Here is a 25,490-nt window from a genome sequence, read left to right as displayed (position 1 = left end):
AAGCTCTCCAAGGCAAATCAACTTTCCAACTGGGGTATATCATAGCGGCCCTGCAGGTCTTGCTGGCGCAATTTACTGCCGTTGAAGTGACCTGACAGGTTTTCGTTGCCCACGCGATAGTCTGACTGCGGGGTGTGCTGGCCCAGGGACTGGCCCCATGGAGCCGCCTGTTCACCGGCATCCTCGAAGCTCACCCGCTGGAGAAGGCTGTAGGGTTTTTTGCTCTTCTCCTTGGAGAAACCCGCGAAACTCGAATCAGAGGCCTGGACGCCAGCGGTGGCGCTGAGCATGGTTAAGGCCAACATCAGCTTCTTGATCGCAGTCATGGTGCTACCTCATACGCTTGGGCTTTGGGTACGGGGCCAGACTACGCAGACGCCCCTGAACTCCCCCTGAACACTCTCTGAACCTGGGCTGAACCGAGGCCGGCTACTGTGTAAAGAGTTATTTACGTATCCCCGGCCGCAGGCTATCCAGCGGCCCTGCAACTCGGCAAAATACCCGGCATGAATTCCCTACCCGCCTGCTGCACCCCACTTGACGCCCATTGGCCGTTGCCCGATGCCTTGCCCGGCACGGTCTTGCTGAGCACCCGTTTTGACCCGGCCCTGCTGGCCATCGGCGATTTCCAGCGCAGCGCCGTGCCGCCACCCGCGAGCATCCAGCGTTCGGTGGCCAAGCGGCAGGCGGAGTTCCTGGCCGGTCGCCTGTGCGCCCGCGCGGCCCTGCAACAGCTGGACGGGCTGGATTGCGTGCCGGCGATCGGCGAGGACCGCGCGCCGGTCTGGCCCGCGCACATCAGCGGTTCGATCACCCACAGCACCGGCCATGCAGCGGCCATCGTCGCCCACAAGTCACAGTGGCGCGGGCTGGGGATGGACCTGGAGAACCTGCTGACCCTGGAGCGGGCGGAACGCCTGGCCGGGGAGATCCTCACACCGGATGAATTGCTGCGCATGGCCGCCGGGCCGCGGGAGCAGGTTGCGCAACTGGTGACGCTGACGTTTTCGGCGAAAGAGAGCCTGTTCAAGGCGCTCTACCCGATCGTGCAGAAGCGCTTTTATTTTGAGCATGCCGAGTTGCTGGAGTGGTCGGATACCGGCCATGCGCGGCTGCGGTTGCTGACGGACCTGTCCGCAGAGTGGTGCCATGGCAAGGAGCTGGAGGCGCAGTTTGCGGTGGATGGCGGGCAGTTGTTGAGCCTGGTGGCCGTCCAGGCCTAGACCTTCTCCTGATCCCGTGGCCAACTCAGGCTGAAACACGCGCCACCCAGATTGTTGCTCTTGCTGATCAACGCCCGGCCGCCGTGCCAATAGATGATCCGCCGCACAATGGATAACCCCAGGCCGTGCCCACCCGACGCGCGGGTCCGGCTGTCATCCAGGCGCAGGAACGGCGTGAAAATCCGCTCCCAGGCACTTTCCGGTACGCCCGGCCCGTCGTCTTCCACGTCGATGCGGCAACGCACCTGGCCCACCTGGTAACTGATCAGCACCTGCCCCTGGGCGTGGCGCATGGCGTTGCTCACCAGGTTTTGCAGGGCACGGTGCAGGTAACGCGGCTCGGCCTCCACCCATGCATCGTCCCAATGCGCCGAGGACAGGCAGATGCCCCGCGCCACGTTGATTTCCGGGCGCAGCGGTGACAGTTCATCAATTACCTGATCCAGCAACGCATTGAGGTCGACCCGCTGGAAATTCAGTGCCGGCGCCCCCTGTTCCAGCCGCGCGTAGGTGAGCATTTCGTCCACCAGGCCATCGAGGTCCTGGATGTCGCTGTCCATGCCCTCCATATACTTGCGCCGCGCTTCAGGCGTGGCCGCGTCGCCGATCATCTCCAGGCCGAACCGCAGGCGCGCCACCGGGGTGCGCAATTCGTGGGACACCGCCCGCACCAGTTCGCGCTGAATTGCCAACAGGCGTTGCAGGTGCTCGGCCATGCCATTGAACGCTGCCGCCAGGCGCCCCACCGAATCGGCGCCGCGGGCCGGCACCCGCACTTCAAGGCTGCCTTTGGCGATGCGCGTGGCGGCGGCTTCCAGGCCACTCAAGCGCCGCTCCAGCTGGCGCACCAATAAATAGACGATCAAGCCGATCAAGGTCAGGCTGATCAGCGCAATCAGGATCAGCCATTGCGCCGGGTACGGATTCATCTGATACAGCGGGCCGATTTCCAGGACCCACGGCGTGCCGACCATGCCGGCAAATACCCGGATCGAATCCCCACCCTTGCCCAGGGCCATCACGGTATCGCCTTCGGACACGCGGCGGCGCTGGTCTTCGTCCATATCAGCCTGATTGAGCATCACCAGGTGCATCTCGAAACCAAAGCCCTTGGCTTCCTTCAGGTCTGCGAGTTTCTGCGGTTGCTCCGCCACCGGGAAACGCACCAGCTCATCGGCCAGCAGGTAAATCGTCGCGCGGGCCAGTTGTTCGCTGATTTGCTGCACTTCACCGGTCAGCAACAGTTGCTCCTGGTCACTGACCAAGCGCAGCACCCTGGCCGCGTGAGGCCCGGTTTGCTCCACCAACACCTGGCCGCGTTGCAGACGGCTACGCTGGGTCAGGTCCAGGTGCGCCTCCGCCACGGTCTGCAATTGCAGCGGGATACCCAGCAAGCGCTCCCACACTGCCAGGGCGCGGCGGCGCTCGATGGCACTCATGGGTTGCAGGTTGTCGCCCATCAGCGCGAAGGTGCCGTGGGCCAGGCGCTCGCGGTACTGGCCGCTGCGCACTTCATTGAGCAGGTGCAAGGCCAGTACGCCGAGCAACGCCACCAGAATCAGCGCCGCGCACATGCCGCCGTAGATGCGCAGGAAGATTGAGTTCACGGCGTCAGGTCAGCCGCAGCTTCGGGGACGAACAGGTAGCCTTTGCTGCGAATGGTCTTGATCAGGCGTGGGTGGATGGGGTCGTCGCCGATTTTCGGGCGGATGCGCGAGATGCGCACGTCGATGGAGCGGTCCTGGCCGTCATAGCCAATACCGCGCAAGGCGGTGAAGATTTCTTCCCGGGACAGGATCCGCCCGGCATTCACCACCAGCAACCACAGCAGGTCGAATTCGGCGCTGGTCAGTTCGATGCCGCCCTCATGCAGCCAGGCTTCACGCAGGGCGTTGTCCACCACCAGCGGGCCGAATTGCAGGCGCCGCTGTTTTTCGGGGAGTGCCGGCTCGACGCTTTCGCTGCGCCGCAGCAGGGCCTGGATGCGTGCCAGCAACAGGCGTGGACGCACGGGTTTGCACACGTAATCGTCGGCGCCCATGTCCAGGCCCAGCACCTGGTCCATGTCGTCGGTGCGCGCGGTGAGCATCAGGATCACCCCGTCGTAGCGCTCGCGCACCTTGCGGCAAATGCTCAGGCCGTCTTCACCGGGCAACATCAGGTCGAGGATCACCAGGTCCGGCTGCTCGGCGATGATCCGCGCCGCCGCGAGGGCGCCATTGCCTTCCACCGACACCCGCAAGCCGTTGCTCTCCAGGTAGTCACGGGTCAACTCGGCCAGTCGCTCGTCGTCCTCGACAATCAATACCTGCCAGGCTTCTTGCTCCATGCGTTACCTCGGTTCTAATTATTGTAGGGGCGGGTTTGCCCGAGAAAACTCGAGGGCGCCGCGTTTATTCAGGTTTCCAGCGTCATCGTTGACGTCCTTCGCGGGCAAGCCCGCTCCTACAGTTGTCATGTAGGCGAGGCATAAACTGTATGGATAACCGCCGATTGTAGCAACGGGCCGGCCCTCTGCCACAAGCGCGCAAATGCGTTCGGACATCGTGTTTTTTTGTGATAGGGTTCGCGCCCGCAAAAATCCAACCAGTTGTTTTTACCTCGGAATATTCGGTGACAAACGGCGCAATGCAGCAGTACTGCGGCCTACACGGCCATTCCACGTTTCATACACATTTTACCCACAGCGTTATCCACAGGTAGTCCGTTGCTAAGCCCCCCAAAACGCATTATCTTGTAGGTCGTCGCCAAAAAAACCCTACATGTAGGGTTTTCAGCGAAAAGACCAAACACAAATCAGACAAGAAACTCAAGCTCTTTCTTGCTCCTGTTTGGTGAACTTAAGCCTTTTTCAGAAGACCAAACCGCGCACGCGGATGGCAGCCGCTTTCTGCCCCGATCAGGCGAAAACGGTACGGGTGTTGCAGTACGAAACTGTCACCCACCAGGAATACGGTAAAGAGCCCCAAGGCTTGTAACCGAAGACTTCGGCATGGAAGCGGTGCGAACAGCTCCCTTCCTCCTGTCCCGAAGTTGTTATGCCAGGCCCCTGGCCTGTTGTAAGTGCTTCAGGACGGAACGGTGGGCACCGTGATGGTGCCCAAATAAATATAGAATGTGGAGACAACCCCCCATGCAAACCGACACAACTCGCGAGAACCCGCAGGGCTCCGTGCCGCAGGCCGCTGATTCGAACCTGGATCTGTCCGCCACCGCGCCCGGCCAATTGCGCGTGATCAAGCGTAACGGCACTGTCGTTCCTTACACCGATGACAAAATCACCGTCGCGATCACCAAAGCGTTTCTTGCAGTTGAAGGCGGCACCGCTGCTGCCTCGTCGCGCATCCACGACACCGTTGCCCGCCTGACCGAACAGGTCACCGCAACCTTCAAGCGTCGCATGCCATCGGGCGGCACCATTCACATCGAAGAAATCCAGGACCAGGTCGAACTGGCCCTGATGCGTGCCGGCGAGCAGAAAGTCGCCCGCGACTACGTGATCTACCGTGACTCGCGCGCCAAGGAACGTGCCGTACGTTCCCCGGCCGAAGAAGCTGCCGTACAAGCTCACCCGTCGATCCGCATCACCCTGGCCGACGGTACGTTTGCACCGCTGGACCTGGGCCGCCTGAACACCATCATCACCGAGGCCTGCGAAGGCCTGGAAGAAGTCGATGGCGACCTGATCCAGCGCGAAACCCTGAAAAACCTGTACGACGGCGTGGCCCTGACCGACGTCAACACCGCACTGGTGATGACCGCCCGTACCCTGGTCGAGCGTGAGCCGAACTACTCGTTCGTCACCGCGCGCCTGCTGATGGACACCCTGCGTGCCGAAGGCCTGGGCTTCCTGAAAGTCGCCGACAGCGCCACCCACCACGAGATGGCCGACCTGTACGCCAAGGCCCTGCCGGCCTACATCGCCAAGGGTATCGAATTCGAATTGCTGAACCCGATCCTGGCCACCTTCGACCTGGAAAAACTCGGCAAGGCGATCAACCACGAGCGCGACCAGCAGTTCACTTACCTGGGCCTGCAAACCCTGTACGACCGTTACTTCATCCACAAGGACGGGATCCGCTTCGAACTGCCGCAAGTGTTCTTCATGCGCGTGGCCATGGGCCTGGCGATCGAAGAGAAGCAGAAAGAAGACCGTGCCATCGAGTTCTACAACCTGTTGTCGTCCTTCGACTACATGTCGTCGACCCCGACCCTGTTCAACGCCGGTACCCTGCGTCCACAGCTGTCCAGCTGCTACCTGACCACCGTGCCGGATGACCTGTCGGGCATCTACCACGCGATCCACGACAACGCCATGCTGTCCAAATTCGCTGGCGGCCTGGGTAACGACTGGACCCCGGTGCGTGCGCTGGGTTCGTACATCAAGGGCACCAACGGCAAGTCCCAGGGCGTTGTACCGTTCCTCAAAGTAGTGAACGACACCGCCGTAGCCGTGAACCAGGGTGGCAAGCGCAAGGGCGCTGTATGTGCCTACCTGGAAACCTGGCACATGGACATCGAAGAGTTCATCGAGCTGCGCAAGAACACCGGTGATGACCGTCGTCGTACCCACGACATGAACACCGCCAACTGGATCCCTGACCTGTTCATGAAGCGCGTCTTCGATGACGGCAAGTGGACCCTGTTCTCGCCATCCGAAGTACCGGACCTGCACGACCTGACCGGCAAGGCTTTCGAAGAGCGCTACGAGTACTACGAAGCCCTCACCGAATACCCGGGCAAGGTCAAGCTGTTCAAGACCATCCAGGCCAAAGACCTGTGGCGCAAAATGCTCTCCATGCTGTTTGAAACCGGCCACCCATGGCTGACCTTCAAAGACCCGTGCAACCTGCGCAGCCCGCAGCAGCACGTGGGCGTGGTCCACAGCTCGAACCTGTGCACCGAGATCACCTTGAACACCAACAAGGACGAGATCGCCGTTTGCAACCTGGGCTCGATCAACCTGCCGAACCACATCGTCAACGGCAAGCTGGACACCGCCAAGCTGGAACGCACCGTGAACACCGCCGTTCGCATGCTCGATAACGTTATCGACATCAACTACTACTCGGTACCCCAGGCGCAGAACTCCAACTTCAAGCACCGTCCGGTCGGCCTGGGCATCATGGGCTTCCAGGACGCGCTGTACCTGCAGCACATTCCTTACGGCTCGGACGCTGCAGTCGAGTTCGCCGACAAGTCCATGGAAGCGGTCAGCTACTACGCGATCCAGGCTTCCTGCGACCTGGCCGACGAGCGTGGCGCCTACGAGACGTTCCAGGGTTCGCTGTGGTCCAAAGGCATCCTGCCGCTGGATTCGCAACAGATCCTGATCGAGCAACGTGGCCAGAAGTACATCGACGTTGACCTGAACGAATCCCTGGACTGGGCGCCGGTACGTGCCCGTGTGCAGAAAGGCATTCGTAACTCCAACATCATGGCCATCGCACCGACCGCCACCATCGCCAACATCACCGGCGTGTCGCAGTCGATCGAACCGACCTACCAGAACCTGTATGTGAAATCGAACCTGTCGGGCGAATTCACCGTGATCAACCCGTACCTGGTTCGCGACCTGAAAGCCCGCGGCCTGTGGGACTCGGTCATGATCAACGACCTGAAGTACTACGACGGTTCGGTGCAGCAGATCGAGCGCATCCCGCAAGAACTCAAAGAGCTCTACGCGACTGCCTTCGAAGTGGACACCAAGTGGATCGTCGACGCCGCCAGCCGTCGCCAGAAGTGGATCGACCAGGCTCAGTCGCTGAACCTGTACATCGCCGGCGCATCGGGCAAGAAGCTCGACGTGACCTACCGCATGGCCTGGTACCGTGGCCTGAAAACCACTTACTACCTCCGTGCCCTGGCTGCCACCAGCACCGAGAAGTCGACCATCAACACCGGCAAGCTGAACGCTGTTTCCAGCGGCGGCAACCACGGTGATGATTCGGTTCTCGCCGCACCTGCCGGCCCGGCGCCAGTGCCTAAAGCCTGCGCGATCGACGAGCCGGATTGCGAAGCTTGCCAATAAGCTGAGCACACCCTGGGTCTAACCACCCAAGGTTGAAAAACCCCCGATAGGCCTACGGCGTATCGGGGGTTTTCTTTTGCCTGGAACAACACCGTCGCGATTCGCGCACGTATTTCACCTCCTTGAAAACATCGGTGGGCTTCTGGCCGACGTGCATCATGGCGGCTTTTATCGCTGAAACAGTGATGCAGTTGCCGCCGGAGCCCTGACTGAATCCGCTCCAGATATCGCCCGGCTGGCCTTGTACCGTTCCGACAGCCGTGTATCCGCCTGTGACGCCCCCACCTATAGGCGTTATCTGAACGTCCAAAAAAAAGCCCCTCACGCGAGGGGCTTTTCGGTAAAGCGAGTTAAAGCGACAACATCAGGTCATCTGAATGATGGTCTGCATGATGGTGCTTTGGGTGGAGATGGTCTTGGCGTTCGCCTGATAGTTGCTCTGGGCCTTGATCAGGTCCACCAGCTCGTTGGTCAGGTTGACGTTGGAGTTCTCCAGGGAGTTGGCCACGATCGAACCCAGGGTACCGACTTGCGGGGTATCAAAACCCGGCTGGCCCGACGCGAAGGTTTCTTTCCAGGTGGTGCCGCCGGCTGGCTGCAGGCCCTGCTCGTTGTTGAAGCTGGCCAGGGAGATCTGGCCGATGGCCTTGCTCTGCTGGTTGCTGAACGTGGCGAACAGTACGCCGCTGCCGTCGATTTTCAGCCCGGTGATTTGCCCGGTGGCGTAGCCATCGGTGGTCGGCGGGTTGCGGTAGGTGGCGGAGTTGTACTGGGTGATGTTGCCCATGTTGACGGCCACGCCGTCTGCGTTGGCGGCCGCACCGTTAGGCGTCCAGACACCATTGACCAGGCCGCCCGGCTTCCAGTCGGAAATGGTCAGGGTGGTATTGGAAGCGGTGGCTGGCGGGGTAACGATCCCGGTCAGCTTGCCGGAGGTGTCAAACGACAGCGTCGAGGCGACTGGCGCTTTCACGTCAGTACCGGTGCCGCTGATCGGCGAGCCGTCAGGGTTGCGCCCATCGATCAGGGTGTAGGACTTCCAGGTGTTGGAGTCGGTCTTCACCAGGTACTGCACCATCGGATGCGCGTTGCCCTGCGTATCGTAGAGCGTGGTGGAATATTGAGTGGTGAAGCTGTCCGATTTGGTCGGATCAAACGGGTGCGCCGTCTGGTCGATCGCCGTCTCGGAGGAGTTCAGGTTACTGGTGGAATCCACCTTGCTCGAAGCCTTCGGCGGCAGGTACGACAGGTTGAGCTGCAGGTCGGTCAAGCCGCCCTTCTGGATGTTGCCATCTGCATCCGCTGCGTAGCCTTGCAGGCGCGAGGTGCCGGTGTTGTTGGTGATGTAGCCGTCCTTGTCGGCCCGGAACGCACCGTTGCGGGTGTATTCCAGCGAACCGTCGCTGCCCTTCTGCACGAAGAAGCCGCCGCCCTGGATCGCCATGTCGAGCGTGCCGCCGCTGTTGTTGACGTCACCCTGGGTGAACTGCTGGGACACGGCCGCCAGGTTCACGCCATTGCCGATGCTGTTCTGGCCGGTACCCAGCTTGGAAGCCGCGTAGATATCCGCGAATTCCGCACGGGACGACTTGAAGCCGGTGGTCGCGACGTTGGCGATGTTGTTACCCGTCACGTCCAGTTGTTTGTTGGCCGCATAGAGGCCGCTAAGGCCGATGTTAAAAGACATTGTTCTCTCCTTTTGCCGTATTTAGCCGGCTCTATGTACCGATAGTCTGAATTTGCGACAGCTTGATACTGCCCAGGCCGCCCGCCAGGTTCAGCACCATTTCAGCGCCGTTCGTGCCCAGGGTTACGCTGGTCACCGTTGCCGGCAGCGAGGTGGCGAGGGCCACCGAGTCACCCTTGTCATTCTTGGTGGTGGCATTGAAGGTGTAGGTGCCGGGTGGCGCCGTCTCACCCGCATCGGTCTTGCCGTCCCAGACGAAGCTGGAGTTGCCGGCGCTCTGGGCGCCCATGTCGATGGTGCGAACGACGTTGCCATCCTTGTCGGTGATCTTGACGGAGACGTTGCCCGTCGCCGCCGTCACCGCCACGGAACCGGTCATGCTCTTGCTGGTATCCACCATCGCCTTGTCGGTCTGGGTGATGACCGAACGCCCCACCAGCGACGAAGCCTGCAGCGCCTGGGAGGAGCTGAAGTTGCTGGAAATCGCATTCACCGAGTCATTCAGGTTGTTGATGCCTTCCAGACTGCTGAACTGCGCCAACTGTGCGACGAACGCGCCATTGTCCTGGGGCGACAGCGGGTCCTGGTTTTTCAGCTGGGTCACCAGCAATTGCAGGAACGCGTCCTTGCCCATCGCCTGGTTGCCCGTCGCCGACTTGGCGGCGTCACCGACGCTGGTGTTATCTGTCGCCGTCTTGACCTTGGAGTTAAAAAGGTCCTGGACTGCCGTGTTCGTCGAACTGTTATCAACAATGGCCATTATTTGGCGCCCCTTATCACTGACCCAGGGTCAGGACCTTCTGCATCATGGTTTTGGCGGTGTTCATCATTTCCGCGTTGGTCTGGAACGAGCGGCTGGCGGAAATCATGTCGGCCATTTCCTCGACCACGTTGACGTTGGGGTAGTACACGTACCCTTTTTCGTTCGCGGCAGGGTGGTTCGGCTCGTAGCGGGCTTCGAGGTTGCTCTGGTCTTCGACCACACCGAGCACCTGCACGCCCTGGCCTGCGGCATCCTGGTTCTGGAACAGCGAATCGCCGCTGCCACTCTGGCCGCCCTGGCCGCCCTGGAACATGGTGGCGAACACCGGGTGCCGGGCGCGGTAGGTCTGGTCAATGCTCGAAGACACGGTCTCGGCGTTGGCGATGTTACTGGCGACGGTGTTGAGGCGCGTGGTCTGCGCACTCATGCCACTACCGGCAATATTGAAAACACTGGCGAGGGACATGGCTTATTCTCCACGCAGGGCTGACATCAGCCCTTTGAATTTGCTGTTGAGCAGGGTGAAGCTGGCCTGGAAGTTCACTGAGTTCTCGGCGTAGGCCGATTGCTCCAACTGGGCGTCCACGGTGTTCTGGTCGATCGACGGTTGCATCGGCGTGCGATACAGCAGCGACTCGTCACCATTGCCCAGGCCTTGCGCCTCGATATGACGGCTGTTGGTCATGTTCAGGGCGAAGGTGCCGTTCTTGGTCTTGTCTTGCTGGGCGGCGAGCACGGCAGAGAAGTCCAGGTCCCGAGCCTTGTAGTTCGGGGTGTCGGCGTTGGCGATGTTGTTGGCCAGGACTTCGGCACGCTGGGCGCGAAAGCCCAGTGCTTGTTCGTGGATACCGAGCGCTTTATCGAAGCTGATGCTCATGGCGGAAACCTTTAGGGGCTGACCTGCTTTTCGTAACAAGGATTTAGCAAGGGCCATGCCAAGTTGCTTGAGCCCCGTAAATCAAGGGTTTGCGAGGGAATTGCCGGCGGCAATGCCAGAAAAGCGGCAAAGGGTTTCCGCGAAACGCCAGTAAAGCGGCAATGAGGGCTTGCCGCTTTGCGGCCATAAAAAAAGGGAGGCCTGTGCAGGCCTCCCTTTTTGTTCAAGCACTCATCACTTGGCCTGGTAAATGATTCCAGGACTGCACTGCACCATCTGGTAATGATCCGGCAAACCGTTCAGCGCCTCGGAAGCCCCCAGGAACAGATAACCGCCACGCTTGAGGGTGCCGTGGATGCGCAACAGAATGTCTTTCTTCACCTCGGCCGAGAAGTAGATCAGCACGTTGCGGCAAAACACCATGTCGAACTTGCCCAGGCTGGCATAACTGTCCAGCAGGTTGAACGAACGAAACTCCACCCGGCTCTTGATCGGCGCCTTGACCGCCCAACGCCCTGCTCCCTTGGGATCGAAGAAACGCTGCAAGCGCTCCTGGGACAACCCGCGCCCCAGCGCCAGGCTGTCGTACTCGCCGGTCTTGCAGTTGGTGAGCATGGTGCCGGACAAATCCGTGGCCACGATTTGCGCCCCGGCCTTCAACTGGCCCATGTTGGTCCGCTCGAACTCATCGATGGCCATCGAAATCGAATACGGTTCCTGTCCCGACGAACAGGCGGCCGACCAGATGCGCAGGCGCTGGCCGGGAGCGGCCTTGATCGCCTCGGGCAGCACCTTGTTCTTGAGCACTTCAAACGGATAGGTATCGCGAAACCACAAGGTTTCGTTGGTGGTCATGGCGTCGACCACCATCTCCTTGAGCCCGCTGCGTGGCTGGCCCTGGATCCGTTGCACCAACTCCCCGAGGGACTTGATGCCTTGCTGCTCCATCAGTTTGTTGAGACGGCTGGATACCAGGTACTGCTTGTTTTCACCGAGCAATATGCCACAGGCCTTTTCCAGGAAGACCCGGAACTGTTCGAAATCCAAATTACCCGTAGACAATGATACCGCCTCTTAAATCGTGTGACCGCCAGGGAAAAGGCCCCTAGCCGTGATCTGCTGCCTTGATCCGGTCGACTACCCGGGATGCCAGGTCATCAGGGCGGAATTTGGCCAGGAAGTCATCGGCACCGACCTTCTTGACCATCGCCTGATTGAATACACCCGACAACGAAGTATGCAGGATGATATGTAGTTTTTGCATGCGTGGGTCGTTGCGTATCTCGGCCGTGAGGGTGTAGCCGTCCATTTCCGGCATCTCGATGTCGGAGATCATCATCAGGAATTCTTCTTCCGGCTTCTTGCCCTCATCCACCAGCTTGCGCAGGTAATCCAGGGCCTGGCGACCGTCATTGAGCGCGACCACTTCGACCCCAACGGTCTGCAGGCAACGGGACACCTGCTTGCGCGCGACCGAAGAGTCGTCCACCGTCAGCACCCGCAGCGAGATCGCCTTGTGCGCGGTTTCGGCGTCTACCACGCCCACCGATATCGCCTCGGAGGTCGGGGCCACTTCGGCGAGGATTTTCTCCACGTCGATGATTTCCACCAACTGGTTGTCGACCCGCGTCACCGCCGTGAGGTAGTGATCGCGACCGGTGCCCTTGGGCGGCGGATGGATCTCTTCCCAGTTCATGTTGACGATGCGCTCCACCGAGCGCACCAGGAAACCCTGGGTCTTGGTGTTGTACTCGGTAATGATCACGAATGGGCTCTCGCGGTCCTGCAACCCCGCCGAACCGGTGGCCATTGCCAGGTCAAGAATCGGGATGGTCGCGCCACGGATATTGGCCACACCGCAAACCACCGGGCTGGACTTGGGCATTATTGTCAGCTTGGGACACTGCAGCACTTCGCGAACCTTGAAGACATTAATCCCGTACAGCTGCTTGCCGTCCAGACGGAACAACAGCAACTCCAGGCGATTCTGCCCCACCAGCTGTGTGCGCTGGTTCACTGAATCCATTACACCGGCCATGCCCAGACTCCTACGCTAAAACTTAGGGGTACGACGCGCACCCAACACTAAACGGCACGAGCTTTGCTTTTTTATTGGCCATGGACATCAAAACGACAGTTTCCCGACGCCTCCGATCCCCACAGTACCGCAGATTGCTCTGCGTCTCGATGGCGTTGCTTGCCTTGGCTACGGGCCAGCCGGCCCGCGCCGATAACGTCACCTTGCCTGATCTGCTTATCGGCGTCACTCAAGGCTTTCTTGAGTTCACTGTAGAAGATTATCTGGCCACGACGCAGACACCGGGCCGCTACGAAATCCAGGTCAACCAGCTGGATCCGCGCCTGCGCATGCCCATGTGCGACAGAGAATTGACAGCCTCCCTGGAAAGCCCCGCCCAGCCCATCGGGCGCGTGACCGTGAAAGTGCGCTGCGAAGGCGCCTCGCCCTGGACGGTGTTCGTGCCCGCCCAGGTCAAACTGTTTCGCGAAGTGGTGGTGGTGACGCGCCCGCTGAAACGTACCGGAATCATTGGTTATGATGACGTCGCGATGCGCGAGCGCGACATCAGCATGATCACCCAGAGCTACCTCACGTCCCTTGACCAGGCACTCGGGCAGAAACTTACCCGACCAATGGTCGCCGACCAGGTGATTACCCTGGTCCATCTCGAGCAGGCCGAAGTCGTGCGCAAAGGTGACCAGGTGGTGATTTCCGCCAGCAGCGGTGGCCTGAATGTAAAAATGCCGGGGGAAGCCCTGTCCAACGGCGGCATGAGTGAACAGATTCGCGTCAAGAACCTGAATTCCAACCGCGTGATCAAGGCCCGGGTGACTGCGCCGGGGCAGGTTGAGGTGGCTTTATAGATCACTGGCATCGGACGCCAGCTTTTCCTACACTGTGCGCAAAGCGGCATCGCGCATAGGTTTATTGTCAATCGAGCCTAAAGTTTGTCCGGGTATGGCCGAAAACATGGCAAGCGTCCAAATACCCAGAGGTTTTTTTAACATGGTCATCGATTTCAGTCGTTTGAATAACGCCCTGCCAACGCCCGGTTCTTCGCGCACCAACGGTGCCAAAGACAGCGTTGAAGCCAAGTCCCAGCCTCTGCCTGCCAAGACAGAACAGGCCGGTGCGAGCCAAAGCGGGGAATCGGTACACCTGAGCAATGAGGCTCAACAGTTGCAGAAGGTCACTGACTCGCTGAGCGATCAGCCAGTTGTCAATAAAGCCCGTGTGGCCGAATTGAAACAGGCGATTGCCGATGGCAGCTATAAGGTCGACAGCAACCGTGTAGCCAGCAAACTGCTTAACTTCGAAGCCGAGCGCTAGGCAAAGGCCTGCGCCAGGCTTTTGGACGCTTAAACCCCAAGGCCAGCCATGCACGACGAAAACTTGCTACAACTGATCATTGAAGACCTGCCTCCCGCACAGCAGCTGCTGGAGCTCCTTCGAGAAGAATCACTGGCCCTGTACGGCCGGGACATGCGCATGCTGGAAGAAATCCTGGCGCGCAAGCAATCGCTGATCGTCCTGCTGGAACAGCACGGCAAGAAGCGCAGCCAGATTCTGATCAGCCTGGGCCTCACGGCCGACCACAAGGGCCTGGAACAACTCGCCAGCCACTCCACGGTGGGCGACCAGTTGCTGGCCCAGAGCAAAGAACTCAACCAGTTGCTGACCCTGTGCCAGGAAACCAACCTCCTCAACGGCCAGGCCATCCAGCTTCAGCAAGCCACGACCGCCAATCAGTTGCGTATCCTCCACGGCGGCGAGCCTCCGGCTCTCTACAACGCTCAAGGCTCCACCTCACGCCTGGCCAAGCCAAGCACCCGCAGCCAAGCCTGAAACCAGTTTGAGCGCGCCCTATCCAAGTCGCGCCACATACTGGCAAAATGACAGCACTTGCGTGTAGTCGTATTTTGTCTGGAGATGGAAGAACCGTGTTCAACGCCCTTAACGCGGAAGATGCTCCGCAGCCACCCAAGGTACTCACCACGCCGCTGGAAATCGCTGGCACCTTGCGGATGCTGCAAGAAAGCCATGATCCGCTGATCATCACCTTCCATGAACGCAACCAGCGGTTTCAAAGCTACCTGGTGGAAATCGACCGGGACAGCAAGACACTGGCCTTGGACGAAATGGTCCCGCGCGACGGCGAACGCTACCTCGAGAATGGCGAAGCTTTCCGGATCGAAGGTTTTCACGAGGGGGTGCGGGTAGCCTGGGAAAGCAACGGCACCCTGACCCTCGATGAAGCCGGCGGCCACCGTATTTACCGCGGCAGCATGCCTGGCGAGGTGATTTACCATCAGCGTCGCAACGCCTTCCGCGCGGCGCTGAAGCTGGCGCAACTGGTGAGCGTCGAACTGGGCGGCGACAAACTCAAGGCCCCCATCAGCGGCAAGTTGCTGGATATTTCCGCCACCGGCTGCAAATTGCGCTTCGAAGGGGATATTTCCGAGCGCCTGCAACTGGGCCAGGTCTACGACCGATTTATCGCCGCGCTACCCTTTGGCAGCATGACCACCTCGGTAGAACTGCGTTACCTGCACTTCGAAGAAAGGATCAACACCACCTTCGCCGGCCTACGTTTTCATAACATGAGCGGGCTGGTGCAGCGTCAGGTCGAGCGGTTTGTGTATCAACTGCAGCGTGAAGCGCGCCGGTTTGACAAGGACGACGACCTTTAAACAATAAAGGTCGCGACAAAAAAACGGGCAGTCCCTCAAGGGGGCTGCCCGTTTTTGCTTTCAGGGGCGCGCCCTGCTCAAGTCGTGGGGGTGATCATCCGGGTCCGGATGCTCTGGTGGCTCGGTGACAGGCTCCGGCTGATCCAGTTCGGGATCGACTTCCGGCTCGGGATCCACAACGGCGGTCTGCATCTGGTCCTGCACCACCTGTTCGTCCACTCGCGGATCGAGGCATGCTACCAGGGGCGAGCTGGACATGCTGTCGGGCATCGCCACGTGATGCAGGGGTGCGTCGTCCACCTGATGCAGGTTGGTGACCGCCTTGGGCCGGATGCGCCACACCAGGATCAATGCGCACACGCTGAAAAACGCATACAGCATATGGCTGCCGAACAGCTTCATCACCACACCGGCCAACAGCGGGCCGACACTGGCGCCGATGCCATAGGTCACCAGCAACATCGCGGTGAGCGACACCCGGCGATCGCCCTCGACGTGGTCGTTGGAAAACGCCACGGCCAGCGGGTACAGGCAGAACTGCACCAGGGAACAGAGAAAGCCCGCGACGAACAGCACTTCCAGTGGTACCTGGGTCATGATCGCCAACGGCAACGCGGCCACCGCCAGGCACAAGGCGAAACAGCGAATCAACAGCGCGCGGTCATATCGATCGGACAGCCAGCCCAATGGCCACTGCACCAGCAGCCCGGCGAAAATGCAGCTCCCCATGAACAGGCCGACCTGCTCGGTGGTCAGCCCTTGCTGAGACGCGTACAGCGGCGCCAAACCGTAGAACGAGCCGACGATCAGCCCGGCCCCCAACACCGTACTGAGGGACTGCGGCACCCGCTTGATAAAGAAGCGCGGCTCCATCGGCGCCGGATGCAGCGGCGCCGGGTGAATGCGGCGAGTCATGGCCACCGGCACCAGGCACAGCGCAAAACACAGCGCGACCAGCATCAGCAACTCAAGCCCCAACTGCGGGTGCATCACAAGGATCAACTGGCCCAGCACCAGGCCCAGGTACGAGGCGATCATATAGCCGCTGAACACCGCACCGCGTTGCTTGGCTTCAGCTTGTTCGTTAAGCCAGCTCTCGATGACCATGTACTGGCACATCATGCCCAGGCCGACAATCATCCGCAGCACAATCCAGGCTGGCAGCCAGTTGATCAGCCCGTGGCCCAACACCGCCGCGCCGACGATCCCGGCACAGGTGGCGTAGGCCCGGATATGCCCGACGCGGCCAATCAGGCGGTGACCTATCTTGCCCCCCAACACCAGGCCAAAATAGTTGGCGGCCATCAACGCACCGACCCACAGGCTGTCGACGTGATCTGCCGCCAGGCGCAAGGCCAGGTAAGTACTGAGCAGGCCAGAGCCGATCAGCATCATCAGGGAAGCAAAATAAAGGGCTCGAAAAGGTTTCCAGATCTGGCGCATCGGCGTTCCGAGCGGCTCCTTGCTGTGGGTGTCAGGACTACCGGAATGATAGTCCCGGGTCGTCGGGTCCGGACAGCCAAAACATGCGGTTGCCGGGGAATATTTTGCTCATGCCAATTGGCTACGTGTCAGACGCTCGCCAGTCACCCGCGAGGTACAGGATGCAGACGAATACTTGCGCCGCCCCGCTCTTGCCTCCCGTGTGAACCTCAAACGCGGGCAAGGTTCGGTTGGTGTTTGAAAAGACTGCCGCACTCAAACGCCCGGCCACAAAAAAGCCCCGCCAGATAAATCTGATCGGGGCTTGCGGACGTCGAGGCCGCTTGGGCAGCAACGGTGAAGTGGTGTCCCAGGGCCGGTTCGAACGGCCAACCTTCCCCTTAGGAGGGGGATGCTCTATCCAATTGAGCTACTGGGACTAATGACAGCCAACCGGCGATGGGCACGGCGACGGACGGCGTGCATGTTAACGGCGCAGGTGAATTTTGTCATGTCGTCCGTTGGCTTTTTGAGTGTAGGCCCATGCCAGTGACAGCCGGTGGTATTGCGCTCAACGATTACGGACGGTTCGGACCATCGTGCAAAATGCACTCCCCCAAAATGCCATCATTGCAAATTGCAACAGCATGGCAATCTGGACACTATATAAATGTTTGATTTTAAAGAATTTATTGTCAATTAAAGACTGGCACGACACCTGCAATCCTTTATCCTACAAATACAGTCCGGCCCAGCCATCTGCGGAGAACATGCACATGAACAGCGCACTTCTACTAGCCCTCAATACCGTTGCACTGGCTGCGCTGGTGATGTTCCATTTTCAGTCCACCACTTCCGACGACGCCGCGCAGGTCAGCCAGGCGATTCCCCATCACCTGCAACAGCGCCCGCAACTGGCTGTCATGAAGCCGAACATGCAATCCCCACTGCAACTGACCCAGGGCACTCAAGCTGCTCCTGCCGCTGAACACTGGGTTTTCTGAACCGCTTACCGGAGCATTCCATGAACAAGTCCGCCTGGCTGTTTCTGACCCTGGCACTGGCCGCCGCCGGCCTCGGCCTGAACGTATTGTCGCAAGACGTACAGACAGTCTCCTTCGTCGCCGCCGGCGTGTTTGGCAGCCTGTGGGTCTTGGCAGTCTTCATTGGTCGCCGCATCAAATTCGATCCCGTACTGCGCTGAATCCCCCCGCTCGTCGCCCTCGCTAAAATCGCTGCCACGCCTCGGCTTGTCCGTCCGGACAGCCGACCATATGTCGCTCCGCATTCGTAAATTGGCAATTTGCCACTAATCTTAAAGTTAAGGGCAAAAGGCCATATTGCTATAGGATGTGCGCCCGAAAAGCCTTTTGCGCCCAGGGTCTGCGGGCTCAACACTCATTTGGGTGCGTCCGCGGAAAGTTTTCCAACCAGTCCGCAAATTTTGAAATGAGTACTGGCATAAAGCCGGTAGCCGGTTCAATATTTGTCACAGAATTGACGCCAAGGAACTGGCAAATCTGAGGCATGATGCGGCCTCTTTGCAATTCAGGTTGAACATTTGGCAGCAAACCTTGTCCTAACATGCATCTTGCGGCCAATTCCAAAAACCGCTCCCCTGAACTAACCGGTTAAATATATGCGCCCATTGAAACAGGCAATTTATTCCAGCCGTACGGCTGACAAGTTCGTCGTACGTCTGCCAGACGGAATGCGGGAACGCATTGCCGAGGTGGCTCGCAATCATCACCGCAGCATGAACTCTGAAATCATCGCACGCCTGGAACAAAGCCTGATTCAGGAAGGTGCGCTGGGCGACGAGCTGAGCATGCGCCTGGACAGCCCCGAGCTGTCACTGCACGAACGCGAACTGCTGCAGCGTTTTCGTCAGCTCTCCCACCGCCAGCAAAATGCTCTCGTCTCGCTGATCGCCCACGACGTTGAGGCAGCTGCAGAAGCCAACTGATTGGCAACTGAAAGCTGAAAGCCAGCCATGCGCTGGCTTTTTTTTGCCCGGGATTTGGTCAGGAAAGGATCAAGGGGCAAATGCCCCCGATCCATGGAAGGGATCAAAGCAGGAAGATGGTTGCCAGGCCCAGGAAGATGAAGAAGCCGCCACTGTCGGTCATGGCCGTGATCATCACACTGGCGCCCATCGCCGGGTCTCGTCCAAGGCGCACCAGGGTCATTGGAATCAGAACCCCCATCAACGCTGCCAGCAGCAGGTTAAGCGTCATGGCCGCCGTCATGACCACGCCGAGCGACCAGCTGCCATACAGCAGGTACGCCACGATACCGATGACACCGCCCCACACCAGGCCGTTGATCAGCGCGACCGCAAGCTCCTTGCGCATCAAACGCTTGCCATGCCCGGTCCCCACCTGATCCAGCGCCATGGCGCGGACGATCATGGTGATGGTCTGGTTACCCGAGTTACCGCCAATACCCGCCACAATCGGCATCAGTGCAGCCAGGGCCACGAGCTTCTCGATGGAGCCTTCAAACAGGCCGATCACCCGCGAAGCAATAAACGCGGTAATCAAATTCACCGCCAGCCAGGCCCAGCGGTTACGCAGGGACTTCCAGACCGACGCAAAAATATCCTCTTCTTCCCGCAGACCGGCCATGTTGAGGACTTCGCTTTCGCTCTCCTCACGAATCAGGTCGACCATTTCATCGATGGTCAGACGGCCGATCAGCTTGCCGTTCTTGTCGACCACCGGGGCCGAGATCAAGTCATAACGCTCAAACGCCTGGGCCGCGTCGTAAGCGTCTTCGTCAGGATGGAAACTCACCGGGTCACTGGCCATGACGTCCGCGACTTTCTTGTCCGGATCATTGACCAGCAGGCGCTTGATCGGCAGTACGCCCTTGAGGATCCCTTCGTAGTCGACCACGAACAGCTTGTCGGTGTGGCCTGGCAGCTCTTTCAACCGGCGCAGGTAGCGCAGAACCACTTCCAGGCTGACGTCTTCACGGATGGTGACCATCTCGAAGTCCATCAACGCACCGACCTGCTCCTCGTCGTAGGACAACGCCGAGCGCACACGCTCGCGCTGCTGGCCATCGAGGGTTTCCATCAGCTCATGGACGACGTCACGCGGCAGCTCGGAAGCCAGGTCAGCGAGTTCGTCGGCATCCATGTCCTTGGCGGCCGCCAGGAGCTCGTGATCGTCCATGTCGGCGATCAGCGTTTCACGGACCGAGTCGGATACTTCGAGGAGGATGTCGCCGTCGCGGTCAGCCTTGACCAACTGCCAAAGGGTCAGGCGGTCATTCAGCGGCAAGGCTTCGAGGATGTAGGCAACGTCGGCGGAGTGCAGGTCATCGAGCTTGCGTTGCAACTCGACAAGGTTTTGCCGGTGGACCAGGTTCTCGACCCGGTCGTTGTTCGCGCCTTCCTGGCGATGCGTCAGGTCTTCGACCACGCGCTGGCGCTGCAGCAGCTCGACGACTTGAGCCAGGCGATCCTGCAGGCTTTCTTGTGTTTTCTTTACTTCAACTTCGGTCATAGGCGAACTCCACTCCCAGCAGCGGGGCACGCCGGAAGGATCAATCAGTCAATTCATGATTGGTAAAACGGGGTACTGAGTAACTACTGGGTAAGTCCATGGAGGTGTTCCACAAGCCCCGGCGGGGCTGACGGGCGCAATGATACACCGGGCGGGCGCTTTTAACGTCAAAAAACTGGAAAGAACAAGCGCTTGCGACACAAAGCTGAGCATTGGCCACACATATGAACTGCGACGACGCAGCTTGAAAGGAAAACACATGGGCGGGAGAAAAAGGCGCCCCGGGAAATAAAAACCCCAGACGGCAAAAAGCCCGCACTAGGCGGGCTTTTTGTTGTTTGGTGCACTCGACAGGATTCGAACCTGTGACCGCTCGGTTCGTAGCCGAGTACTCTATCCAGCTGAGCTACGAGTGCAGATTGTGTTTTTAGACCAGATCACAACTGGTTGAAGCCAAGCTACCTGCATTGCTGCAACTAACTCTTAAATGGTGCACTCGACAGGATTCGAACCTGTGACCGCTCGGTTCGTAGCCGAGTACTCTATCCAGCTGAGCTACGAGTGCATTTGTTGCCGCGCATTATAGGCCGTTCAATCTCTATGTAAAGCTATTTTTTCGTTTAGTTTCAACAACTTAGCGAAAAAACCAGATTGCAACGTACTAAGCAAATAATGGCGGAGAACGGGGGATTCGAACCCCCGACACCCTTTTGAGGTGTACTCCCTTAGCAGGGGAGCGCCTTCGGCCACTCGGCCAGCTCTCCGCAACACGGGGCGTATATTAACCAGCTTCATCCCCGTTTGCAAACATAAAAAACGATAAAAATTAATGGCTTGGTTCTTCGTCCTTCTCTTTCTTGATCCGCAGGTAGATTTCCTCGCGGTGGACAGCCACCTCTTTCGGAGCGTTAACCCCGATACGCACTTGATTGCCTTTGACGCCGAGCACGGTCACGGTGATTTCGCCATCACCAATAATCAGGCTTTCTGCGCATCGACGAGTCAGAATCAGCATACCTTTCTCCTCACGCATTTCATTTCGGGAACAACAGTCTGCAAAAAAAAGGCATTCGACCTACAACCAAATGGCCATAGCCCTACACGCCTAAGTATTGTCGAGCGCAGGTAAAAGAACAGGTCTTCACCACGCGCCCGACAAAAAAATGAAAGGCGCGGATAACCGCGCCTTCCTGGCAACGCATCACTCGCCCTGTCGGGCCGGAGCGTCCAGCTCAAAAGCGGTATGCAGTGCGCGTACAGCCAGTTCCAGGTACTTCTCTTCGATCACCACCGACACCTTGATTTCCGATGTGGAGATCATCTGGATGTTGATGCTTTCCTTGGCCAGGGCTTCGAACATGCGGCTGGCAACGCCCGCATGGGAACGCATGCCCACACCCACGATCGACACCTTGGCAATCTTCGTATCGCCGACCACTTCACGGGCGCCGATTTCCTTCGCAGTGTTCTGCAGGATCCGCTCCGCCGCATCGTACTCGTTGCGGTGCACGGTGAAGGTGAAATCGGTGGTGTTATCGTGCGAGACGTTCTGCACGATCATGTCGACTTCGATGTTCGCGCCACTGATAGGGCCCAGGATCTTGAAAGCCACGCCCGGGGTGTCTGGCACGCCACGGATAGTCAGCTTGGCTTCATCACGGTTGAAAGCGATACCGGAAATGATCGGCTGTTCCATGGATTCCTCTTCATCAATAGTAATGAGGGTGCCCGGACCCTCCTTGAAGCTGTGCAGTACGCGCAGCGGAACGTTGTATTTGCCGGCGAACTCAACGGCACGGATCTGCAACACCTTGGAACCGAGGCTGGCCATTTCCAGCATCTCTTCGAAGGTGATCTTGTCCAGGCGCTGAGCCACGGACACGACCCGCGGGTCAGTGGTGTAGACGCCATCCACATCGGTGTAGATCTGGCATTCGTCAGCCTTCAGGGCTGCCGCCAGAGCCACGCCAGTGGTGTCGGAACCGCCACGACCGAGGGTGGTGATGTTGCCGTGCTCGTCGACGCCCTGGAAACCGGCGACAACTACCACACGACCGGCTTTCAGGTCAGCGCGAATCTTCTGGTCATCAATCTGCAGGATGCGGGCTTTAGTGTGCGCGCTATCCGTAAGAATGCGGACCTGGTTGCCAGTGTAGGACACCGCCGGCACACCACGCTTGTTCAGCGCCATGGCCAGCAATGCGATGGTCACCTGCTCACCGGTGGAAATGATCACGTCCAGTTCACGGGGAACCGGTTGCTGATCGCCACTGATTTGCTTGGCCAGATCGATCAGGCGATTGGTCTCGCCGCTCATGGCCGACAGCACCACCACCAGGTCATCGCCGGCATCGCGGAATTTCTTAACCTTGTCGGCGACCTGCTCGATTCTTTCGACAGAGCCGACCGAGGTGCCTCCAAATTTCTGTACGATCAAAGCCATTTCTAAGCCGCCTCAGCCCGTAAAGGGGCGCCTGTTATTCAATCAACCAGCACTGACTGAGCCCGCGACTAGACCACGGGCTCATTAACAGCGTCTTAAATACCTGCCTCGACAAACGGCACGGTCAGGGCCAGGGCCGCGTCCAGGGCGCCGGCGTCAACACCACCGCCTTGCGCCATGTCCGGACGACCACCGCCCTTCCCGCCCACTGCCGCGGCGGCTTGCTTCATCAAATCACCGGCCTTGAGTTGGCCAGTCAGGTCTTTGGTCACACCGGCAACCAGAACGACCTTTTCCTCATGGACACTGCCGAGCAGGATCACTGCGCGGCCGAGCTTGTTCTTCAACTGATCGACCAAGGCCAACAGCGCCTTGCCGTCCTGACCGTCCAGGCGTACGGCCAGCACTTTCACACCCTTGACGTCCAGGGCAGAAGCCGACAGATCGTCGCCCGCCGCACTGGCCGCCTTGGCCTGCAACTGCTCCAGCTGTTTCTCCAGCTGACGGTTGCGCTCCAGTACGCCGGAGAGCTTGTCGATCAGGTTGTCGCGGCTGCCCTTGACCAGGCCGGCCGCTTCCTTGAGTTGTTCTTCTGCCGCATTGAGGTAGGCCAGGGCCGCAGCACCGGTGATCGCTTCAATACGACGTACGCCGGAAGCCACGCCGCCTTCGCTGATGACTTTCAGCAGGCCGATGTCGCCGGTACGGCTGGCGTGAATACCACCACACAGCTCCACCGAGAAGCTGCCGCCCATGCTCAATACGCGCACTTCGTCGCCGTACTTCTCGCCAAACAGCGCCATGGCGCCTTTTTGCTTGGCGGTCTCGATATCGGTTTCTTCGGTTTCCACCGGGGTGTTCTTGCGAATCTCGGCGTTGACGATGTCTTCCAGGGCCTTCAACTGCTCAGGCTTGATCGCCTCGAAATGACTGAAGTCAAAACGCAGGCGCTGGCTATCGACCAACGAACCCTTCTGTTGCACATGCTCACCCAGCACCTGACGCAACGCAGCGTGCAGCAAGTGAGTGGCAGAATGGTTCAAGGCAGTTGCATGCCGTACGTCGGCATCTACCTGAGTGTCCACCGGCGCGCCGACGGTCAGGTTGCCCAGCACCAGCACGCCGTGATGCAGGAACGCACCGCCGGTCTTGGTGGTGTCGCGCACTTCAAAACGACCGGAGGTGGAGCTCAGGAAACCACAGTCGCCAACCTGGCCACCGGATTCAGCGTAGAACGGGGTCTGGTCGAGGACCACAACACCCTCGTCACCTTCGTTCAGCACGTCAACTGACTTGCCGTCCTTATAGATAGCCACGATCTTGGCCGAGCCAACGGTGGCTTCGTAACCAATGAACGAAGTCGCCACATCAACCTTTACCAGGGTGTTGTAGTCCAGGCCAAAGGAGCTGGCGGAACGGGCACGGACGCGCTGGGCTTCCATCTCACGCTCAAACCCGGCCTCGTCGATGGTCAGCTCGCGTTCGCGGGCGATGTCGGCGGTCAGGTCCATCGGGAAACCGTAGGTGTCGTACAGCTTGAACACGACGTCGCCCGGCACCACGGTGCCCTTGAGCTCGACCAGGTCCTGCTCGAGGATCTTCAGGCCGTGCTCCAGGGTCTTGGAGAACTGCTCTTCTTCAGCCTTGAGCACGCGCTCGATGTTGGCTTGCTGCTGCTTGAGTTCCGGGAAGGCATCGCCCATCTCGGCCACCAGCGCGGCAACGATCTTGTAGAAGAAGCTGCCGGTGGCGCCCAGCTTGTTACCGTGACGGCAGGCGCGACGGATGATGCGGCGCAGCACATAGCCACGGCCTTCGTTCGACGGCAGCACGCCATCGGCGATCAGGAAGCCGCAGGAACGGATGTGATCCGACACCACCTTGAGCGACGACTGGTTGTCGTTGGCACAGCCAATGGCCGCCGCCGAAGCGCTCAGCAGGTTGGTGAACAGGTCGATCTCGTAGTTGGAGTGAACGTGCTGCATCACCGCACTGATCCGCTCCAGGCCCATGCCGGTGTCCACCGACGGCGCTGGCAACGGATGCAACACGCCATCGGCGGTGCGGTTGAACTGCATGAACACGTTGTTCCAGATTTCGATGTAGCGGTCGCCGTCTTCTTCCGGCGAGCCCGGTGGGCCACCCCAGATGTCGGCGCCGTGATCGTAGAAAATCTCGGTGCACGGGCCGCACGGGCCGGTATCGCCCATGGTCCAGAAGTTGTCGGACGCGTAAGGCGCGCCCTTGTTGTCGCCGATGCGAATCATGCGCTCGACTGGCACCCCGATTTGCTGGGTCCAGATGTCGTAGGCTTCGTCATCGGTGGCGTAGACGGTCACCCAGAGTTTTTCCTTCGGCAGCTTCAGCACGCCGGTCAGGAAGGTCCAGGCAAAGGTGATCGCGTCTTTCTTGAAATAGTCGCCGAAGCTGAAGTTACCCAGCATCTCGAAGAATGTGTGGTGGCGGGCGGTGTAGCCCACGTTTTCCAGGTCGCTGTTCTTGCCGCCGGCGCGTACGCACTTCTGGCTGCTGGTGGCGCGGGTGTAGGCGCGCTTTTCCTGGCCCAGGAAGCAGTCCTTGAACTGGTTCATCCCCGCGTTGGTGAACAGCAGGGTTGGGTCATTGCCTGGGATCAAGGAGCTGGAGGCGACACGGGTGTGACCTTGCTCTTCGAAGAAGCGAAGGAAGGCTTCACGGATTTCTGCGCTTTTCATTAGGTTCTTCCACGGAGGCTGCGGCCAAAGGCCAGTGCTAAACGTCATCAGACGGAGCGACGGCAAAGGGCCGCATTATATCGGCCCTTTGCCCGTGGTACAGCGTGT

General features: G+C 59.5%; 23 protein-coding genes and 4 tRNA genes. 9 read left to right on the top strand and 18 right to left on the bottom strand.

What is annotated here, in order from left to right:
* Window positions 1-17 precede the first annotated feature (17 nt).
* Window positions 18-326 carry a hypothetical protein gene (locus HX817_RS23645; protein WP_003214230.1) on the bottom strand — a complete coding sequence of 103 codons (309 nt, stop codon included), beginning with the start codon at window positions 324-326 and terminating at the stop codon, window positions 18-20.
* A gap of 180 nt (window positions 327-506) precedes the next feature.
* On the opposite strand from HX817_RS23645, the gene HX817_RS23640 reads away from it, so the two are divergent.
* Window positions 507-1,223, top strand: coding sequence for a 4'-phosphopantetheinyl transferase (locus HX817_RS23640; RefSeq protein WP_177041358.1), 717 nt, complete (start codon window positions 507-509; stop codon window positions 1,221-1,223).
* Here the strand turns inward: HX817_RS23640 and HX817_RS23635 are convergent.
* A complete protein-coding gene (locus tag HX817_RS23635) occupies window positions 1,220-2,830 on the bottom strand; it encodes an ATP-binding protein (protein ID WP_003214234.1) in 1,611 nt (536 codons plus the stop codon). The genes HX817_RS23640 and HX817_RS23635 overlap by 4 nt on opposite strands.
* Window positions 2,827-3,552 carry a response regulator gene (locus HX817_RS23630; RefSeq protein ID WP_087692787.1) on the bottom strand — a complete coding sequence of 242 codons (726 nt, stop codon included), beginning with the start codon at window positions 3,550-3,552 and terminating at the stop codon, window positions 2,827-2,829. The genes HX817_RS23635 and HX817_RS23630 overlap by 4 nt, the downstream gene beginning before the upstream one ends.
* An 804-nt stretch (window positions 3,553-4,356) precedes the next feature.
* Here HX817_RS23630 and HX817_RS23625 point away from each other — a divergent pair.
* Window positions 4,357-7,254 carry a ribonucleoside-diphosphate reductase subunit alpha gene (locus tag HX817_RS23625; protein ID WP_008435294.1) on the top strand — a complete coding sequence of 966 codons (2,898 nt, stop codon included), beginning with the start codon at window positions 4,357-4,359 and terminating at the stop codon, window positions 7,252-7,254.
* A 364-nt stretch (window positions 7,255-7,618) separates the two neighbouring features.
* Here HX817_RS23625 and flgE read toward each other — a convergent pair whose 3' ends face one another.
* The 6 genes from flgE to HX817_RS23595 form a co-directional block, all read right to left on the bottom strand.
* A complete protein-coding gene (gene flgE, locus HX817_RS23620; protein ID WP_003214240.1) occupies window positions 7,619-8,941 on the bottom strand; it encodes a flagellar hook protein FlgE in 1,323 nt (440 codons plus the stop codon).
* A 31-nt stretch (window positions 8,942-8,972) separates the two neighbouring features.
* Window positions 8,973-9,701, bottom strand: coding sequence for a flagellar hook assembly protein FlgD (gene flgD / locus HX817_RS23615; protein ID WP_003214242.1), 729 nt, complete (start codon window positions 9,699-9,701; stop codon window positions 8,973-8,975).
* A 16-nt stretch (window positions 9,702-9,717) separates the two neighbouring features.
* Window positions 9,718-10,170 (bottom strand): flagellar basal body rod protein FlgC, encoded by a 453-nt coding sequence (flgC, locus tag HX817_RS23610; protein ID WP_003214244.1) that lies wholly within the window; start codon window positions 10,168-10,170, stop codon window positions 9,718-9,720.
* Window positions 10,171-10,173: 3 nt separating this feature from the next.
* Entirely contained in the window at window positions 10,174-10,581 is a 408-nt protein-coding gene (flgB, locus tag HX817_RS23605) for a flagellar basal body rod protein FlgB (protein WP_003214246.1), read from the bottom strand.
* Between the two features lie 234 nt (window positions 10,582-10,815).
* Complete coding sequence (gene cheR, locus HX817_RS23600; protein ID WP_003214248.1) at window positions 10,816-11,643, bottom strand: protein-glutamate O-methyltransferase CheR; 828 nt, start codon at window positions 11,641-11,643, stop codon at window positions 10,816-10,818.
* A gap of 43 nt (window positions 11,644-11,686) precedes the next feature.
* Window positions 11,687-12,619, bottom strand: a complete 933-nt coding sequence (locus tag HX817_RS23595; RefSeq protein WP_003214250.1) for a chemotaxis protein CheV — start codon at window positions 12,617-12,619, stop codon at window positions 11,687-11,689.
* Window positions 12,620-12,699: 80 nt separating this feature from the next.
* Here HX817_RS23595 and flgA point away from each other — a divergent pair, with 80 nt between their 5' ends.
* The 4 genes from flgA (at window position 12,700) to HX817_RS23575 (ending at window position 15,291) form a co-directional block, all read left to right on the top strand.
* Window positions 12,700-13,464: a flagellar basal body P-ring formation chaperone FlgA gene (gene flgA / locus HX817_RS23590; protein ID WP_032899382.1), complete on the top strand. Its 765-nt coding sequence runs from the start codon at window positions 12,700-12,702 to the stop codon at window positions 13,462-13,464.
* Between the two features lie 142 nt (window positions 13,465-13,606).
* Window positions 13,607-13,930 (top strand): flagellar biosynthesis anti-sigma factor FlgM, encoded by a 324-nt coding sequence (gene flgM / locus HX817_RS23585; protein ID WP_003214254.1) that lies wholly within the window; start codon window positions 13,607-13,609, stop codon window positions 13,928-13,930.
* 48 nt (window positions 13,931-13,978) lie between these two features.
* Complete coding sequence (gene flgN / locus HX817_RS23580) at window positions 13,979-14,446, top strand: flagellar protein FlgN (RefSeq protein ID WP_003214256.1); 468 nt, start codon at window positions 13,979-13,981, stop codon at window positions 14,444-14,446.
* 95 nt (window positions 14,447-14,541) lie between these two features.
* On the top strand, window positions 14,542-15,291 hold the full coding sequence (locus HX817_RS23575; protein ID WP_087694479.1) for a flagellar brake protein: 750 nt from the start codon (window positions 14,542-14,544) through the stop codon (window positions 15,289-15,291).
* Window positions 15,292-15,351: 60 nt separating this feature from the next.
* Here HX817_RS23575 and HX817_RS23570 read toward each other — a convergent pair whose 3' ends face one another.
* Window positions 15,352-16,734: an MFS transporter gene (locus HX817_RS23570; protein ID WP_003214260.1), complete on the bottom strand. Its 1,383-nt coding sequence runs from the start codon at window positions 16,732-16,734 to the stop codon at window positions 15,352-15,354.
* A gap of 342 nt (window positions 16,735-17,076) precedes the next feature.
* A tRNA-Arg gene (locus tag HX817_RS23565) sits at window positions 17,077-17,153 on the bottom strand.
* 336 nt (window positions 17,154-17,489) lie between these two features.
* On the opposite strand from HX817_RS23565, the gene HX817_RS23560 reads away from it, so the two are divergent.
* The 3 genes from HX817_RS23560 (at window position 17,490) to HX817_RS23550 (ending at window position 18,679) form a co-directional block, all read left to right on the top strand.
* Window positions 17,490-17,717 (top strand): hypothetical protein, encoded by a 228-nt coding sequence (locus tag HX817_RS23560; RefSeq protein WP_102604982.1) that lies wholly within the window; start codon window positions 17,490-17,492, stop codon window positions 17,715-17,717.
* A gap of 20 nt (window positions 17,718-17,737) precedes the next feature.
* Window positions 17,738-17,917 (top strand): PA3371 family protein, encoded by a 180-nt coding sequence (locus HX817_RS23555; protein WP_003214263.1) that lies wholly within the window; start codon window positions 17,738-17,740, stop codon window positions 17,915-17,917.
* A gap of 435 nt (window positions 17,918-18,352) precedes the next feature.
* Entirely contained in the window at window positions 18,353-18,679 is a 327-nt protein-coding gene (locus tag HX817_RS23550) for an Arc family DNA-binding protein (RefSeq protein WP_003175643.1), read from the top strand.
* A 103-nt stretch (window positions 18,680-18,782) separates the two neighbouring features.
* On the opposite strand, the gene mgtE is transcribed toward HX817_RS23550, so the two are convergent.
* The 7 genes from mgtE to alaS form a co-directional block, all read right to left on the bottom strand.
* A complete protein-coding gene (gene mgtE / locus HX817_RS23545; RefSeq protein WP_003214265.1) occupies window positions 18,783-20,225 on the bottom strand; it encodes a magnesium transporter in 1,443 nt (480 codons plus the stop codon).
* A gap of 339 nt (window positions 20,226-20,564) precedes the next feature.
* Window positions 20,565-20,641 (bottom strand) — tRNA-Arg (locus HX817_RS23540).
* Window positions 20,642-20,713: 72 nt separating this feature from the next.
* Window positions 20,714-20,790: transfer RNA gene (locus HX817_RS23535), tRNA-Arg, on the bottom strand.
* A 108-nt stretch (window positions 20,791-20,898) separates the two neighbouring features.
* A tRNA-Ser gene (locus HX817_RS23530) sits at window positions 20,899-20,989 on the bottom strand.
* 62 nt (window positions 20,990-21,051) lie between these two features.
* Complete coding sequence (gene csrA, locus HX817_RS23525) at window positions 21,052-21,240, bottom strand: carbon storage regulator CsrA (RefSeq protein ID WP_002554426.1); 189 nt, start codon at window positions 21,238-21,240, stop codon at window positions 21,052-21,054.
* A gap of 186 nt (window positions 21,241-21,426) precedes the next feature.
* On the bottom strand, window positions 21,427-22,668 hold the full coding sequence (locus HX817_RS23520) for an aspartate kinase (protein WP_003214308.1): 1,242 nt from the start codon (window positions 22,666-22,668) through the stop codon (window positions 21,427-21,429).
* Between the two features lie 95 nt (window positions 22,669-22,763).
* Window positions 22,764-25,382, bottom strand: coding sequence for an alanine--tRNA ligase (alaS, locus tag HX817_RS23515; protein ID WP_177041356.1), 2,619 nt, complete (start codon window positions 25,380-25,382; stop codon window positions 22,764-22,766).
* Between the last annotated feature and the right edge of the window lie 108 nt (window positions 25,383-25,490).

Origin of the sequence: Pseudomonas sp. C6002 (assembly GCF_013385805.1) — a bacterium.
GTDB lineage: Bacteria > Pseudomonadota > Gammaproteobacteria > Pseudomonadales > Pseudomonadaceae > Aquipseudomonas.
Note: the sequence above shows the minus strand (reverse complement) of the source record. Positions and strands in the feature narration are given on the sequence as shown.

What these genes read in the sequence shown, in the direction of transcription:
- flgD (WP_003214242.1), bottom strand. Translation starts at nt 9,701, where the DNA reads ATGGCCATTGTTGATAACAGTTCGACGAACACGGCAGTCCAGGACCTT.
- flgE (WP_003214240.1), bottom strand. Translation starts at nt 8,941, where the DNA reads ATGTCTTTTAACATCGGCCTTAGCGGCCTCTATGCGGCCAACAAACAA.
- HX817_RS23555 (WP_003214263.1), top strand. Translation starts at nt 17,738, where the DNA reads ATGAACAAGTCCGCCTGGCTGTTTCTGACCCTGGCACTGGCCGCCGCC.
- flgM (WP_003214254.1), top strand. Translation starts at nt 13,607, where the DNA reads ATGGTCATCGATTTCAGTCGTTTGAATAACGCCCTGCCAACGCCCGGT.
- HX817_RS23595 (WP_003214250.1), bottom strand. Translation starts at nt 12,619, where the DNA reads ATGGCCGGTGTAATGGATTCAGTGAACCAGCGCACACAGCTGGTGGGG.
- flgB (WP_003214246.1), bottom strand. Translation starts at nt 10,581, where the DNA reads ATGAGCATCAGCTTCGATAAAGCGCTCGGTATCCACGAACAAGCACTG.
- HX817_RS23550 (WP_003175643.1), top strand. Translation starts at nt 18,353, where the DNA reads ATGCGCCCATTGAAACAGGCAATTTATTCCAGCCGTACGGCTGACAAG.
- HX817_RS23630 (WP_087692787.1), bottom strand. Translation starts at nt 3,552, where the DNA reads ATGGAGCAAGAAGCCTGGCAGGTATTGATTGTCGAGGACGACGAGCGA.
- flgA (WP_032899382.1), top strand. Translation starts at nt 12,700, where the DNA reads ATGGACATCAAAACGACAGTTTCCCGACGCCTCCGATCCCCACAGTAC.
- alaS (WP_177041356.1), bottom strand. Translation starts at nt 25,382, where the DNA reads ATGAAAAGCGCAGAAATCCGTGAAGCCTTCCTTCGCTTCTTCGAAGAG.
- HX817_RS23640 (WP_177041358.1), top strand. Translation starts at nt 507, where the DNA reads ATGAATTCCCTACCCGCCTGCTGCACCCCACTTGACGCCCATTGGCCG.
- csrA (WP_002554426.1), bottom strand. Translation starts at nt 21,240, where the DNA reads ATGCTGATTCTGACTCGTCGATGCGCAGAAAGCCTGATTATTGGTGAT.
- HX817_RS23570 (WP_003214260.1), bottom strand. Translation starts at nt 16,734, where the DNA reads ATGCGCCAGATCTGGAAACCTTTTCGAGCCCTTTATTTTGCTTCCCTG.
- mgtE (WP_003214265.1), bottom strand. Translation starts at nt 20,225, where the DNA reads ATGACCGAAGTTGAAGTAAAGAAAACACAAGAAAGCCTGCAGGATCGC.
- HX817_RS23625 (WP_008435294.1), top strand. Translation starts at nt 4,357, where the DNA reads ATGCAAACCGACACAACTCGCGAGAACCCGCAGGGCTCCGTGCCGCAG.
- flgN (WP_003214256.1), top strand. Translation starts at nt 13,979, where the DNA reads ATGCACGACGAAAACTTGCTACAACTGATCATTGAAGACCTGCCTCCC.
- flgC (WP_003214244.1), bottom strand. Translation starts at nt 10,170, where the DNA reads ATGTCCCTCGCCAGTGTTTTCAATATTGCCGGTAGTGGCATGAGTGCG.
- HX817_RS23560 (WP_102604982.1), top strand. Translation starts at nt 17,490, where the DNA reads ATGAACAGCGCACTTCTACTAGCCCTCAATACCGTTGCACTGGCTGCG.
- HX817_RS23520 (WP_003214308.1), bottom strand. Translation starts at nt 22,668, where the DNA reads ATGGCTTTGATCGTACAGAAATTTGGAGGCACCTCGGTCGGCTCTGTC.
- HX817_RS23645 (WP_003214230.1), bottom strand. Translation starts at nt 326, where the DNA reads ATGACTGCGATCAAGAAGCTGATGTTGGCCTTAACCATGCTCAGCGCC.